The organism is Kosmotoga pacifica, from assembly GCF_001027025.1.
Classification (GTDB): Bacteria; Thermotogota; Thermotogae; order Petrotogales; family Kosmotogaceae; genus Kosmotoga_B; species Kosmotoga_B pacifica.
This window is the reverse complement of sequence record NZ_CP011232.1, coordinates 805,541-820,658: the sequence shown is the minus strand read 5'-3', so window position 1 is coordinate 820,658 and position 15,118 is coordinate 805,541. Positions and strand designations below refer to the sequence as shown.

Below are 15,118 nucleotides of genomic sequence, written 5' to 3'. Positions count from 1 at the left end.
AAAATTATCCATCTTTTGCTATCTTCTCCTTGAAGGCTTTCAGCACGTTTTCAAGCCCAACCCCTCTTGAAGCCTTAAAATAAACCAGATCACCTTCTTCAACGTGCTTCAGTAGCCAATCTGCAATGCTTTCTATTGAATCTGTCGCAAAAGAAACTTCCAGCGCTTCAGTAACATACCCGATTTGGCGGTCTCTGGTGTACAGAACCACAGCATCGAATTCTTTTAATAATTCAGCGAGTTTCAGGTGAGTTTTCTTTGCAAAGAGTCCCTGTTCCAGGATAGAACCTACGACCGCATATTTTTTGCCTGTTCTCAATCGTTTCAAGGCATCTATAGCAACCATTACCGATTCTATACTGCTGTTGTAACAGTCGTTTATCACTCTTATTCCAGCGAGGTCATAAACATGGAATCTGTCTTTGAAGGATAGCTGTGAATCTACAAGTAAGAGTTCTGGCACATCGACTCCAATGGAATATAAAGTGAGATAAACTGCCATCAGATCCAGTATTTGTCCTTTGTTCCAAAAATTCTTCAACCTCAACAAACGCTCTTCATTATTGAAATTCAGCGTAACAAAGGTATTATTGCCAATATAGCGGTAGTTCGCCAGCACAAGCTGACCGTTTTTTTCACCAAAGAGAAGAAGACGAAAAGAGGCATTTTTAAGTTCTTTGACAATTCTCAGATCGTCACCGTTCGTTATGGCAACTCCTTCATTATTTAACGCAGAAAAAATAGAAAGTTTCTCTTCAAGAAGTTCCTGAGGGGAATTATATTTTCCAAGATGTGCTGTCCCGACATTTGTCAAAATTGAAATATCCGGTTCAACGAGTTCAACGAGTTTTCTTATGTCGCCCTTCTTATCTGCCGCGAGTTCAAAAGCTCCATACTCAGCTTCTAAAAGAGCATCTCTATTCTCCAGAATTGAAATGGGAATTCCGATTTCTGTGTTAAGATTGCCGGGTGTTTTGAAGGTAGGAGCAATCTTCGAGAGGGTACTGTGAAGCAGCTCCTTTGTTGTTGTCTTGCCGTTCGATCCTGTTATCCCTATTTTGTGTCGCATTTTAGAGTTTCGGATAACCATTCTAGCAGAGCAAAAGAGTAACTGAAGGGGTTCGGCAACTGTAAAAACTCGATCGCCAGAGAGATTTCTGCTGGTTACCACCAAAGAAGCGCCCCGGTTAAGAGCATCCTCCACAAAATCGTTCCCATCATAGCGGGTTCCCTTCAAGGCTATGAATACGTCACCTGTTTCGATTTTTCGGGAATCTAATTTAAGTCTTCTACCTTCTGTAAGCCTGAGAAACTCGGCGATGGTTTTTTGATCCATCACCTTTTTGCAAGCCTCCGAAATTTCACATCGAGAATTTGTTTGACCATTTCTTTATCATTGAACGGTATCAGATTATCGTCGACGACTTGGAAATCTTCGTGTCCTCGTCCTGCAATCACCACCATATCTTGCCTGTTTGCGAGTGTGAGTGCGGTGGAAATGGCCTCTTTCCTGTCAGGGATCACCAGATAAGGTTTCAGTTTATCAATCCCTTCTTCCACATCTTTTAGTATCTCCTCAGGGTCTTCATGCTTTGGATCATCGGAAGTGAGAATGATTACATCGGAGAATTTTGAGGCTACTTCACCCATAATTGGCCGTTTACCTCTGTCAGCGTTTCCACCAGCGCCAAAAACAAGTATTATACGGCCTTCAACCAGCCTTTTCGCGGTTTTCAACAGCTTTTCAAGTGCGTCCGGAGTATGAGCAAAATCGATAATAACCTCAAAACCGTACTTCGATGCCTCTTCTACGAACTCAAATCTTCCCGGAACACCGGTAAAGGTAGAGATGGCATCAATAACATGGGCTGTGTCATAATTCAATGCCTCCATGATGGCTATCGCAGCAGCAACATTATAAGCGTTGTGTTGTCCGATCAACCTTGTATACACCTTATGATTGGAACCGAAGGGCGTGATAATGCTAAAGTACATGCCGGAACGGGTCATCTCGAGATGTTCGATTCGGTAGTCAGATTCATTTCCAAAGCCGTAAGTGAGGATTTGATCACGCTGAACAGGTATATCAGCGATGTTTATCCTATCGGAGTTAACTACCGCTCTCCCTGAAGGTTTTAGAAGATTGAAAAGTCTCAGTTTAGTGGAATAATAGTCTTCAAAAGACTCGTGGAAATCAAGGTGGTCACGGGTAACATTGGTAATGGCGCCAACGTCAAATTTTATACCTGACACTCTGTGCATCGCTAGGGCATGAGACGAGACTTCCATAACAAAGTACTCGTAATTCTCTTCAGCGGATTTTTTCAGGTACTTTGTCAGGACAGGAGCTCCAGGTGTGGTGTTCTTTGGATTTCTAGATTCCTTGCCCGCAATATAATTTACGACAGTTCCAACCAGAGAACATTTCTTTTCGAATGTATCAAGGATATGTTTCACGAGAGTAGTAACTGTGGTCTTGCCATTTGTCCCGGTTACTCCCACTGTGACGAGTTTTTCATAGGGGTGATCAGCTTGTTCCATAAACAATAAAGCTTCTGCTTTACGACTGTTTTTCACATAGATGATAGGTATCTTGATTTGATTTGAAATAATGGGTTCCTCTGCTACTAAAGCAATAGCACCTTTTTCTTGAAGGTCTTCTGCGAGGATGTGAGAATTGAAATAAGTCCCCTTAATGCAGATGAAGAGATCACCGGGTTTGAGTAGACGGGAGTTACTAACAATGGAAGAAATCTCTGGATTGGTTCCGTCCGAGTTTGCTGTTTCGAGGACGAGATCGCCGAGGAGCTCAATCACATGGGATAACTTCATCGATCACCCCCCTTTCATTGACAGTATTTTATCACCTAATGAAGAACTTGACAATAAGAAAGCAAAATGCTAATATAGATTAGCAGTCTAACGAGGTGAGTGCTAATGCGTGCGAAGAACACTGATAGAGGTCCGAATTTGAACAGTAGGCAGATTAAGATACTCTATTGCATCGTAAGAGAGTATATCACACATGGGAGACCTGTGAGTTCACGGCAGGTGTTGGAACGCTCTAACATTAGTTTTAGTTCTGCAACCATAAGAAATGATATGCGTCGGTTGGAATTTCTGGGATATATTTTCCAGCCACATACTTCTGCCGGCAGAATCCCTACAGACAAAGGGTTGAGATTCTATTTTGACTCGATCCAAAAGCTCGCCTCGAATTTTGAAGACAGCAGTGCATCTATTTCCCTGCGTCAGGCTGCAATAGTAGCTGATGTCGAAAAAATTCTTAAGGTCACCGCTAAAGCTCTCTCTAAAGTAACATCGACCTATGTGGTCATAGAGAAACCGAAACAGGAAAAACTCTTAGTAAAACATATAGCGATTTCTCCAATTTCTCAGAACTACTTTGGCGTGACAATTGTCACCGATCTTGGTGTTACGATGAATTCGACGGTTTATACAGGCTATAATTTTACTCACTACGAAGACTTACAACGTAGACTGAATGAAGCTATTAGAGGAAAAATGATCGGTGAAATAAAAAAAGGTCTGAGGGACCTTAGGTTGCTCAATGATCACTGGTACAACGAAAAGATAGAAGAGATGCTCTTTGTACTTCAGAATGTATTCGAAAGCGAGGAAGAGAGCGGATATATAAAATATGGTCTCGAATACATAGTATCTTCTGGCAATCTTGACTGGCAGGACATTATAGGCCTGATAAAATATACTGAAGACCAGAATAAACTTAATGAACTGATCGGGAGATTTTCCGGGAATGATGATAAAGTGATCATCGGAAACGAACTGGGCATAGATGAATTGAAGAATTTCTCTATGTTCATATCCGGATACAGAAAATTCGAAGAGCGATTGGGAACTATAGCGCTAATCGGTCCGAAGATTTTACAATATGAAAAGGTTTACGCGTACTTAAAATATATGTCGAACCGCTTATCAGAGGTATTTAGTAAACGATGAGATGGAGGTGAAACCGTGGAAGAGAAGAAAGAAAAAGTCAGAAAAACCGAAAAGTCTTCCGCATCTACCACAAAAGAAATGATAAAGAACTTCGAAGAAATATTAGAGAAAAAGGATGAACGCATAAAAGAGTTAGAAGATCAGCTTGCCCGGTTAAAAGCTGAATTTCATAACTATCGCATGGCTCTTCAGCGTGAACAGGAAATGCTCGTCAAAAGAGAAAAGGAAAATGTAATTTTCAAACTGATAGGTCTTCTCGAGGATTTTGAACGAGCCCTCAATCACGGGGGCAACACCTCAGAAAATTTTGTCAGAGGAATAAGAATGATCTATAAAAGGCTTTCAACAATTCTTACGGAAGAAGGGGTGGAAGAAATACTCCCAGCAACAGGAACGGCCTTTGATCCTTTCAGAGATGAAGCTGTGGAAACTGTAGAATCAGACACGGCCGAAGAGATGAGTATCCTCGAGGTTAGAGAGAAGGGGTATCGATACGCTGACAAGATATTGAAAGCACCTAAAGTCGTTGTCGCTATCAAACCAAAGAGAGTCGAAGAAGAAAAAGACAAAGATAAGCCGTCCGGGCAGTGATTGGTGGTGAAACCATGACAGCAAGAAAGGACTACTATGAAATTCTAGGCATCGCAAGGGATGCCTCTAAAGACGATATCAAGAGGGCTTACAGAAAGCTCGTAAAGCAATGGCATCCTGATGCATATAAAGGCGACAACAAGAAAGCTGCCGAAGAAAAGTTCAAAGAAATTCAGGAAGCTTACGAAGTTTTGAGTGACCCTCAGAAAAGGGCAATGTACGACAGATTTGGTTATGTGGGAGAGCCAGGTTACACCGGTGGAGGAAGGACAGCTGGCACCAGTGGCGGGTTCTTTGAAGATATTTTCGGAGATTTTCAAGACATATTCGATGTGTTTTTTGGGGGTTCAAGAACAACCAGAGGTGAGCGGGTTCATCGTACGGTAAAAGGCGAAGACATCCACGCTACTATAACAGTTGAATTGAAAGATGCCATCAATGGTAAAACAACGTTTCTGGAATATGATAGAAAAATAATCTGTAGTTCCTGTAAAGGTACTGGTGCGGAAAACGGGACGAGTTTTTCTACGTGCCCGCGGTGTAACGGCACCGGTGTTGTAACTGAAGAACACAGGTCTTTTTTCGGTGTATTCACCAATACTCACACCTGCGAAGCCTGTAGAGGGAGCGGAAGAATCATTGACCGTCGATGTCCGGTCTGTCACGGGACGGGGGATATTAAAGAGAGACATCGCGTTAGGATTAACATCCCTGCAGGTGTGGAAGATGGTGCTACAATCAGACTCACCGGACAAGGGAATGCAGGAAAATATGGTGGACCGAACGGTGATCTATATGTCCGAGTTCGAGTAAACATGCCGCCACATTACAGAAGAAGCGGCAATGATCTCTTATACACCGTCGAGCTGGATTATACTCAAGCAGCTCTTGGGACAATCGTTAAAATCCCTCTGCCTGAGGGAGGTTTCGAAAACTTGAAAATCCCCGCCGGAACAGACCCGAATACAATTTTTAAACTGAAAGGTTATGGTATTCCTTCGATGTCCTCAGGCAGGCGCGGAGACATCCTTGTTACGATAAAAGTGAGGATCCCCAAGCCTTCCTCGAAAGAAAAGAAACTTCTTGAGGAACTGGCAAAGGTAAAAGGTATTTCCTGATCAGGTAGTACGATTAATCGAAATGTTATAACCCAAAGCGGTACCTTAACAGGTTACCGCTTTACTTTTTGATATAATGACTGAGATTTTACTAATTGAGAGAGGTGATGCCATGGACCTCCGCAAATCCTTTAAAGATTATTTTATCATCACCATCGGGTCTCTGATAACAGCCATTGCTATAGTTTCGTTTTTAATACCAAACAACGTAATAGCTGGTGGTGTCAGTGGTCTGGCTATAATCTTTTATCGAATGTTCGACTGGTGGGTGGGGCTTCAGATGCTCGTTTACAATGTAGCCCTTTTCGCTTTGGCCTTTATATTGCTTGGCGTGGGTTTCGGGGTAAAATCTATATATTCAGCCGTGATTCTATCGGTGTTTGTTGACTTGCTTCAACAGGCTAAAATCCCGATTTTTCAAGCTTCTTCTGTTCAGAGCGGTGGGCTTCTCGTTGCCATCTATGGCGGAGCACTGGCGGGAATAGGTATCGGAATAGTGCTGTGGCGTGGAGCTTCCACAGGCGGTACCGATATCGTCGCGATGATTCTCAGCAAATATTTTCATATTAGTACCGGTATCGGACTGTTGCTGACAGATACGATCATAACAGTGCTCGCTATTCTCGTTTTTGGTCCTCTGGTTGCTATGTACGGTATTATCACTATTTTCACGACCAGTAAAACCATCGATGGAATTCTCGAAGGATTTGGCAACACCAGGACAGCCTTCATCATAACGGAAAAGTATGAGGGAGTGAAAGACAGAATACTCAAAGAAATGGAGAGAGGTGTGACTCTCCTCAACGCTGAAGGCGGCTTCACTAAAAAGAAAAGGCCCGTAATAATGGTATCGCTCAGGAGAAGGGAGCTTGGACAACTAAGGCGTATAATAAGGGAAGAGGACCCGAACGTCTTTATGATAGTTGTCAACAACGCGGAGGTCTTCGGTGAGGGTTTTAAGAACCTGAGCTGACGAGGTGACAATATGCGATATTTAACACTTGATAGTTCTTCAAAAAGACTGCTGATCGCCACCAGGAATGGCAAAAAGAAGGCTGGTATCGTTCTTAATTCCGTTGGCAAACACGGTGTATTCCTCATAACAGCCATGAAGAACCTGCTGGAATACGTTGACCTTAAACCCGGGGATCTTGAATTCATCGGCTGTGGAATTGGTCCAGGTTCCCTAACAGGTTTAAGGGTAGGAATATCGACAGTGAAGGGATTTGCCTACCCTTTCGATTTGCCTGTAGTCATTTTCTGTTCTCTGGATCTGCTGGCAATATCTTCCTTGAACGCCGATGAAAAAGGTGTTGTCGTCCGGAAGGGAAGGGAAGGATATTACTACTGGCGTCGATACAAACTCACCGATGCAGGGCTGAAGCCGGAAAGTGCACCTGCATTTTTTCCTACCGAAGAACTAAGGAAAGAATTGAGCTCCGGTGAAATTGTTATCGGCGAAACTCAGGATTTCTTCGATGATTTCCCTGGGTTAACCACGAGAATCGCAGAAGAACCCTCAGTAGAAGAACTTTTAAGGCTAACGGAAGAAGCTCACGCAAGCGAAGAAATGATAAATCTCAGGAACTTAAAGCCATATTATTTACAAAAATCTGTTGCTGAAATAAACTGGGAAAAGCGTTATGGAAATCAGGGACATTCTTGAAGAAATATTTTCAGAACTCCGCAAACATTATGATCCGGATAGCTGGTGGCCGGCGGAAAGCTCTTTTGAAGTTGCAGTAGGGGCTGTATTGACCCAGAATACCAATTGGAATAACGTCAAAAAGGCCATAAATAATCTGAAAGAATTGGGTGCTCTCTCCCCTTTAGGTGTTCTCAACCTGGAGGAGCATCAGTTATTAAAGGCAATTAGACCCGCCGGTTTTTATACGAGAAAGCTTATGACTTTAAGAGAAATCGCACGTTTTTTTCTGGAATTCAACCCAAAAGAAAAAACAGAAGAGCTTAGAAATAAGCTTCTTTCCCTTAAAGGCATTGGCAAAGAGACTGCAGATTCTATCCTTCTGTACGCATTTGAAAAACCAGTATTTGTCGTTGACGCATACACATTGAGATTTCTCAAAAGGTATGGTTTAGAAATCAGAATGAATTACAATGGCGTTCAATCTTTATTTCACAAAGTTTTCCCGGTAGATGCAGGATTATTCAAGGAACTACACGCCCTCATCGTCGAACATTCAAAAGCGCTCTGCAGAAAGACTCCGCGCTGCAGAGAGTGCTTTCTTAAAAAATGCAAAAAGGCACCGAAATACGGTGCCTTTCGTTAAATGTGCAAAGGCTTGCCTTCCAACCCTTCAGCAGCGTCTCTGATCGATTCGGCTATGGTTGGGTGAGGGTGGATCGCTTCCGTGAGGTCTTGAATGCTCAATCCGTGCTTAACAGCCAGAACGAGCTCCATAAGAGTCTCACTCACGTGAGCTCCAACAAGACTCCCTCCAACTATAATACCTTTATCATTGGTTATGAGTTTTGCAAAGCCATCGCGTTCGCCCATCGTGTTCGCTCTTCCATTCGCACTCAAAGGAAACAGGAAGCTTCTAAATCCTTCTTCAAGACCTTTTTCATCTTCCTTTTTACCAACAGAAGCTACTTCAGGAGATGAATAAACCACAGAAGGAAATGCTTCGAAATCTATGTGGGATTCATAACCGGACAATTTTTCAGCAACGTAAACTCCTTCGGCACTCGCGACATGAGCAAGCATAACTTTTCCACGAACATCGCCGATGGCGTAGATGCCGGGAAGGCTACTTTCAAAATTCTCGTTTGTGACTACTGCTCCTCGTTCAGTTTTAACTGCCTTTTCAAGTCCTTCAGGGATAACAGGTTCCCTTCCGATAGAGACGAGTACTCTTTCAGAAAGGACCTCTTCGCCGTTGCTTAGAAACAGTTTGAATTTTTCTCCACTTTCTAACCTTTCAACCGCAGTTGAGAGCACCACTCTGACTTTGCGTCTGCTCAAGGCTCTTTCAATGGCCTTTGATACATCGACATCTTCGGTGGGAAGAAGGCGATCCATCAGCTCGATCAGCGTGACTGAACTACCGAGGTTAGAAAAGAGTGTTGCCATTTCCACACCGATGACTCCGCCTCCGACTATTGTTATGCTATCAGGCACTTCCTCCATGTTGAAAACATCATCCGAGCTCCAGATGCCTTCGACTCTGAAAGGGCTTGGGATTTTTGGACGGGAACCAGTGGCTATAACGAACTTCTCTGCTTTCAGCTGTTCCCCGGTTTCTTTTATGAAAAACGACCTTTCGTTGTAAAGGGCGGTCCCTCTGATTATAGTCACATTATATTTTTTAAGCAGAGTCTCAGTCCCTTTACGGGACATCAACACCGAGCGTTCCATGTGTTTTAACATCGTTTTGAGATCATAACTGACTTCCCCGGTTATGCCGAACCTCTTTCCTTTTTCCCGGACGCGCGCGTAAAGCTCAGAAGCCGAAAGAAGAGCTTTTGTAGGTATGCATCCGACATTGGTACAGGTACCGCCAAAGTGTTCTTTTTCAACAATGGCGACTCTTTTCCCTCGTTGTGCCAATCTTATGGCACAATCACTACCTCCAGGACCTCCGCCGATAACGACTACTTCAAAGTTCTCCATGGTACACCTCCCTATTTTCTCAGAAAAATAACGGGAACCTTCATCTCATCCGGTGAGAGGCCTCCGTGCCTGCCTTTCATTGAATGTTCCTGACCGGTGTATTTGAAACAGAAAGATCTGTCTTCTTCGGGAATCACAATGACTTCTCCAATGCGACTGATAAGTTCTGATGATGGCGTGCCACCAAAGAGATTCAGCTCTAGTGCCTCTGCTCTCAAAAAAGCTCTCAATTTCCCTTCATACTTTTCTTCGAGCATATTTTTCAGTTTTTCTGGATTGTTTGTATGAAGAAATACCGCTCTATGTTCCCCGGCCGGTAATGTGTAAAGCAGGTCGTAAATATCTATATCGTGTCTTGACCACCAGATCTCTCTGTCCCAGGGTGTAACTATCTGTCCATGGTCGGATACAATGAAAAACGCCACTTTCTTGTTCCTGATTTTCCTGAAGAAATCTTCAATCACCCTCAGTAACCAGTAAGCTTCGAGCTCGTAAGCTTCTGAATCGGGACCATACCTGTGACCATACGTATCGATCAATCCCCAGTAAACGAATATCAGACTCTCACGCGAATCGGACTTTAGGATAGTATGTAACTCCTCGAAAGTGTCTCCTATTCCATATACACCTTTTGAACTTCCACCGTTACTGTGCATTCGGGACAAGCCAGTATTCACAAAACTCTTTGAAGTGATCATGTATCCCCTTACTCCACTTTCATGCAAGTACTGAAACACTGTCTGAACAGGGATGAATTTAAGCGGGTCAAATCCCATTCTCGCCAGCGAATCCCTGTCCTGATAAATCGGGGTGAGTTCGATCATGTTGATCAAAGAACCGTACTCTTTCAGATAAAGAGTGTAACCCAGCATTCCATGAAGCGCAGGCGGAACACCGGTGAAATAGCTGGTCAAAGCCGCTGTTGTTGTGGATGGAAATACGGAGGTCATGTAGTTAAGGTCTTTGAGACCTAGAATTTCAAACTTCTTTTCGGCGAGCAATTTTTTCACAGTTTCATATCTCAAGGCATCGATAATAAAAACCACAACTTTTTCTATTTCTGAAAGGTCAATTCCTTCTTCCTCAAAAGGAAAACCTGGCCACAAAGAGTGACCACAAAAATGCAAAACCAATCCTGAAGAAAAGTTTGGAATGGATTTTTTTTGATAGTCTGGCAACATATATCTTTCAAACATAAAACCACCCACTCCCGTAAAAAAGCGGGGCATGGGCCCCGCTTCTATTCTACCCTTTTACAGCACCTTTTGTAAGACCGCCAACTATATAATCCTGCAATACAAGGAAGAAAGTAACCATTGGTATCGCGCCTATCAATGCTGCCGCAGTAAAAGGACCCCAGTTAGTTTCGAATCTTCCTGAAAACTGTTGAAGTCCAACAGCGTAAGTCCATTTGTTTATATCCTGTAGGAGAATCCGTGCCATTACAAATTCATTGAAAATGCCCATAAACGTGAGGATGGCAATCACCGCCAGAATAGGGCGTGCCAATGGAATAACGATTCTCCAGAAAGTCTGGAATCTCGTCGCTCCATCGATCATAGCAGACTCTTCCAGTGTATCGGGAATGGTATCAAAATACCCTTTTATAAGCCAGATGTTGAAAGCAATCCCTCCAGAATAAACGAATATCAATCCGCTGAGACTATTCAACCCGAAAAACGGAAGGTAGCTTCCCATGAATTGTAATAACGCATAGATAGCTATCATGAACATGATCGAAGGGAACATTTGAATCAGCAACAGGAAAAGCAACCCCTGTGACCGTCCGAAAAAGCGCATTCTACTGAAAGGATAAGCTGCCAGAGCCGCAACAGTAACACTTATGAGCGCCACCATTAAAGCGACTATTATCGAATTCATTATCCACTTCGTGAAATAGAAGTACGTGCTCTCTTTTTGCACCCATACCTGGTTGTTTCTAAAGAGTAGTCTGTCTATCTCTTTGAGCTGCGAGTGGTATTCTCCGGAATAGCTTGAAGGATAGTCAAGCATATCGGAGATCTTGCGTGATGCCCGCTGATACTTGGCATTGAAAACCTGGAAATACTTGTTGTAATTGTCTATCATCGTGGTAAATTCGTCTAATGTTATTGGAGTACCAAGGAAACGCAGGTGAATATAGTCATAGACCTTCTTCTTCAATGAAGCTTCCAGGGAACTAAGGTCATCAATGGCTTCGTCGAGAATTTGTGTTCCTTCTACTATATTCTGCCTGGCCTCTTCAAAATCGTCATACCATGTCAGATCCCGATAACGTATGTTGTACTTGAATCCAAAAAACTCAGATACGGTTTTCCCAGCTTCCGCAATATATGTTCTGGCACTATCAACTCCATCTATTTCTTTTAAGGCCACAGAACGTACATATTGCAATTTCAAATATTCTGCATTCCTGTTGTATTTCTCAAGAAGTTCATTATAACTGCTCTCAAGTTCCGAAACCCTTTGTTCAAGGAGTATTTTCTTTCTCTTGAGACTATCCAGATCATTCTGGACTATGGCTATTTGTTCCTCGAGATTCGTAGCTTCGCTCAAGACGTTTTCTATATCCGGTATAACCCTCATAAGATTCACCTGCGAAGCGTTCAAAACCTCGAGAATCTTTTTTATCTCAGGATTTCTCACGTTGGCAGCGAGTATTCCCGCCTTATCCACGAACCAGCTCAGACCGGTAGTGATGTTAACAAGAGTGGCGTAAACATCGTCTTTATAACCGATCCGTTCAAAGTCAGAGATAACCTTTCTCAAACGCTCATAAAAACCCAACAGATCTTCAGACTTTTTTTCTTCGACCCTTTCGATATACGGGGCTTCAAGAGCTTTTTCGACGGCAGATTTCAAAGAGTCTACTCTTTCCGATTCTGGAACGAGCACAGGTATGGCTAGTGCCAAAGTTTCCTGTAACTCTGTTCGGGCAGAAAGCGACTGTTGTAAAAGTTTCTCATTCCTGACGATATCCTTGTCCACGTTTGCAAGTTCCTCTTGAGAAACCAGATATTCGACATAATCGCGACCAAGAACCTCCGCCTTCTTCTGATCCAGACCATCAATAAGTTGTTTGTACAGAGTTTCTATTTCATTCCAGGTGGCATTGGCTGCTTTGAAAGTGTTATAAAGTCCTTCCCTTAATGTCTTTATTTCTTCAGCCAGTTCTTGAGATAATTCTTTTTCGAGTTTGCTTATGTATTTTCTTATATATTTGAAATATTCGTTCTTTCTCCACAGGCTATATTCAACTCCATTTTCGGATAGATACTCAGGTGTCCTTGTCAGACTTTCAAGAACTTCATCTTTCATCTCGAAATCCATCTCTTTCAGACGTGTGGAGAGTTCATCAGAATATTTCAGTGCATTTGCGCGTTCCGTCTCGTATTCCGATAAAAGAGAACTCAACTTAGAAGCTTCATCACCGTCGACTTCATTGAGAAAGAATAAAAACTTTCCTCCAGTCGAGGGAGCTGTACTTGAAAGAATCTCCAGCGCAGCCACACTTTTAACCTGACCGTCTTCGATCAGTTCTGACAACTCAGTGAGTTTCTTATCGATCAGCTTCAAATCCTCTTCTCTGAGCCTGTTTAGAGAAGCCAACATTTTTGTTTTTATATCACCAGCAAGAGCTTCTTCGGTCTTACTGAAAGAAGCCGTGAGCTTTGAAGTGATATCTCTGGACTCCAACATTAGAGACTCGAATTTTGTAAGATACTTCTCCACTGTCCTTTTAATCGAATCTTCGTCCTTATTTCTGAAACGTCCCAATTTATAAACGGCTTCTTGAATGTCCAGGATGAGCCTGGGAACGCTGCGTTCAGGGACAAGTAAATTCTTATAGTGTTGCAAAGTTACTCTAGTTGAAAACAGATGCGGCGAAAAAGCGGCCTGGTCACGCCTGATGGAGGTACTGATTAACCACACCATTGGAAAAAGAACTATAGCTACTATTATTATGAGTACAAGGTGCCTCAACCAGTATCTTTTCTTTTCTATAGCCATTATCTACTCACCTCTTCAAAAGCTCCGGAGAGTTTGAAGTTCAGCCAGCTCAATCCACCTACTATGACAAAGATCAGGATCGAAATTGCGCTCGCGAAGCCAAAATCCTGTCCCCTGCCTTCAAAGGCGAGTTTGTAGGTATAGGATATGAGAATGTCTGTTGCTCCGGCCGGGGTTGAACTTCCCGGAATAGCCGGGCCTCCCCCGGTCAAAAGGTATATCCCGACGAAATTGTTGAAGTTGAACGAGAAGCTCCCAACAAGCAGTGGAGCAACGGCGATCATAAGCAATGGGAAGGTGATCTTCCTGAATCGCTGAAAACCGGTAGCTCCATCGATCGAGGCAGCTTCGTAGAGCTCATCAGGAATGCTCTGAAGGGCTCCAAGCGTTATCGTCATCATATATGGGAATCCAAGCCATGTGTTCACTAGCAGAACAGCCACCTTTGCCCAAAAAGGGTCACTTAACCATTTAATTGGTTTCTCAGCTCCAAAGAGGCCCATCACAATGAATCTATTTATGATTCCATATGTTTCATTGAACATACCGTTTTTCCATACAAGAACTGATATGAAAGCTGGAATGGCCCAAGGGATTATCAGTAATGTTCTATAGATCTTTGTTCCCTTTAACTTTTTATCATTCAAAACCAAGGCAAGGGCCAGACCTATAACAAAAGTAAAAAGAACGCTTAGAGCAGCCCAGGTGAAGGTCCACGCAAAGATCTGCACGAATGGACCACTTATCCTGGGATCTTTAAGCATTTTCAAGAAGTTTTTGAATCCAACATCCGAAATATAGCCCTCTACAGCGTATTCCTGGCCGTTATCGTCTATATCATAAAAGAAGCCATCTCTTTCAGTTAGCACCCTGCCAGTTTTTTTGTTATAAACAACATTTTTCTGAAGGGTTCTACCACCCTCAATGGAAGTAATAGTCTTTATTCCGTATTTTCTCTCCGAGGTCGCAAAATTTGTGAAGAGTTTGTTGGGATTGAGCCTAACTTGCTGTCCATCTGGGTTTGTAAATTCGGCATTTTTTAACCAGATACCTCTGATTTCGCTTAAATAAAATGGAGCATTTGATTTCGTGGTACTATCACCAGGCGAATAGAAATACATATACCTTTCTCCGGTGTCTGATACAACAGAAAGGATATAATTGTGCAGAGCAGATCTGATGAGCTGGTAGGACTTACCGTTCACTTTTGCCTTGTCATTTATAACAGGAAACATCCTCGATTCAGCCAGAAGAATATTCCCTTTAGAATCCTTCTGCACCACATCTGGCCTGGGAGCTATAAAAAGCTCATCACTCGCTAGCGATCGAAACAAAACTATAAAATCGTCCGTTGGTCTGTATTCTTCCAACTTCACATAAATAGAAAAATCATATTCTACAGGATTATCAGGCACATAATAGTAGTCACTCAGAAGCTTCTGGATTACCTGGGGTCTGGTGAACAGGTGTCCCGTACCAAAATTAGTGAAAGCGGTTTTCAGAGTATAATACATTGGATAAACTGTCAGGATAAAGAGGAGTATCATCGCGGGAATCATGTATCTGTAAGGATATCCTTTGGGATTGATGAGAATATACGCAATGCTTACAAGAAGAACTCCAAGAATCACTGCCAGTCCGTAGTTGGCGTTAGCCCAGAGCAGTATGACACTCATCAATCCGAAGGCTCCAAATATAGAGAGTAGAACGAGAACGATTATGAATCCTAGAAGCCTTTTACTATCCATCTTAGATGCCTCCGAAGCTTATGATTAAACGCGGG

At 42.8% G+C, this 15,118-nt stretch carries 12 protein-coding genes; 6 read left to right on the top strand and 6 right to left on the bottom strand.

All coding sequences use genetic code 11. From position 1 onward, the window contains the following. Positions 1–4: 4 nt before the first annotated feature. Positions 5–1,336 (bottom strand): UDP-N-acetylmuramoyl-tripeptide--D-alanyl-D-alanine ligase, encoded by a 1,332-nt coding sequence (locus tag IX53_RS03815; RefSeq protein ID WP_156173098.1) that lies wholly within the window; start codon positions 1,334–1,336, stop codon positions 5–7. After that, positions 1,336–2,832, bottom strand: coding sequence for a UDP-N-acetylmuramoyl-L-alanyl-D-glutamate--2,6-diaminopimelate ligase (locus tag IX53_RS03810; protein ID WP_047754224.1), 1,497 nt, complete (start codon positions 2,830–2,832; stop codon positions 1,336–1,338). Before IX53_RS03810 ends, IX53_RS03815 begins: the two co-directional genes overlap by 1 nt. Before the next feature lie 138 nt (positions 2,833–2,970). Between IX53_RS03810 and hrcA the strand changes: the two genes are divergently transcribed. The 6 genes from hrcA to IX53_RS03780 all read left to right on the top strand — a co-directional run bounded on the left by hrcA (position 2,971) and on the right by IX53_RS03780 (position 7,981). After that, positions 2,971–3,981 carry a heat-inducible transcriptional repressor HrcA gene (gene hrcA, locus IX53_RS03805; protein WP_245612756.1) on the top strand — a complete coding sequence of 337 codons (1,011 nt, stop codon included), beginning with the start codon at positions 2,971–2,973 and terminating at the stop codon, positions 3,979–3,981. A gap of 15 nt (positions 3,982–3,996) precedes the next feature. Beyond that, positions 3,997–4,572 (top strand): nucleotide exchange factor GrpE, encoded by a 576-nt coding sequence (locus tag IX53_RS03800; RefSeq protein WP_053001154.1) that lies wholly within the window; start codon positions 3,997–3,999, stop codon positions 4,570–4,572. 14 nt (positions 4,573–4,586) lie between these two features. Further along, entirely contained in the window at positions 4,587–5,690 is a 1,104-nt protein-coding gene (gene dnaJ / locus IX53_RS03795; RefSeq protein WP_047754222.1) for a molecular chaperone DnaJ, read from the top strand. Positions 5,691–5,802: 112 nt separating this feature from the next. Continuing rightward, complete coding sequence (locus tag IX53_RS03790) at positions 5,803–6,663, top strand: YitT family protein (RefSeq protein WP_047754221.1); 861 nt, start codon at positions 5,803–5,805, stop codon at positions 6,661–6,663. Positions 6,664–6,675: 12 nt separating this feature from the next. Continuing rightward, positions 6,676–7,356, top strand: a complete 681-nt coding sequence (gene tsaB / locus IX53_RS03785; protein WP_047754220.1) for a tRNA (adenosine(37)-N6)-threonylcarbamoyltransferase complex dimerization subunit type 1 TsaB — start codon at positions 6,676–6,678, stop codon at positions 7,354–7,356. After that, on the top strand, positions 7,334–7,981 hold the full coding sequence (locus tag IX53_RS03780) for an endonuclease III domain-containing protein (RefSeq protein WP_053001151.1): 648 nt from the start codon (positions 7,334–7,336) through the stop codon (positions 7,979–7,981). The genes tsaB and IX53_RS03780 overlap by 23 nt, the downstream gene beginning before the upstream one ends. Here the strand turns inward: IX53_RS03780 and lpdA are convergent. From lpdA to IX53_RS03760, 4 genes are read right to left on the bottom strand one after another with little or no spacing between them, the layout of a single operon-like run. Further along, entirely contained in the window at positions 7,978–9,324 is a 1,347-nt protein-coding gene (gene lpdA, locus IX53_RS03775) for a dihydrolipoyl dehydrogenase (RefSeq protein ID WP_047754219.1), read from the bottom strand. The two genes, IX53_RS03780 and lpdA, sit on opposite strands and share 4 nt — an antisense overlap. An 11-nt stretch (positions 9,325–9,335) precedes the next feature. Next, positions 9,336–10,520 carry an alkaline phosphatase family protein gene (locus IX53_RS03770; RefSeq protein WP_156173097.1) on the bottom strand — a complete coding sequence of 395 codons (1,185 nt, stop codon included), beginning with the start codon at positions 10,518–10,520 and terminating at the stop codon, positions 9,336–9,338. A gap of 49 nt (positions 10,521–10,569) precedes the next feature. Further along, complete coding sequence (locus tag IX53_RS03765) at positions 10,570–13,335, bottom strand: sugar ABC transporter permease (RefSeq protein WP_047754218.1); 2,766 nt, start codon at positions 13,333–13,335, stop codon at positions 10,570–10,572. Beyond that, on the bottom strand, positions 13,335–15,083 hold the full coding sequence (locus tag IX53_RS03760) for an ABC transporter permease subunit (protein ID WP_047754217.1): 1,749 nt from the start codon (positions 15,081–15,083) through the stop codon (positions 13,335–13,337). Before IX53_RS03760 ends, IX53_RS03765 begins: the two co-directional genes overlap by 1 nt. Positions 15,084–15,118: the final 35 nt, after the last annotated feature.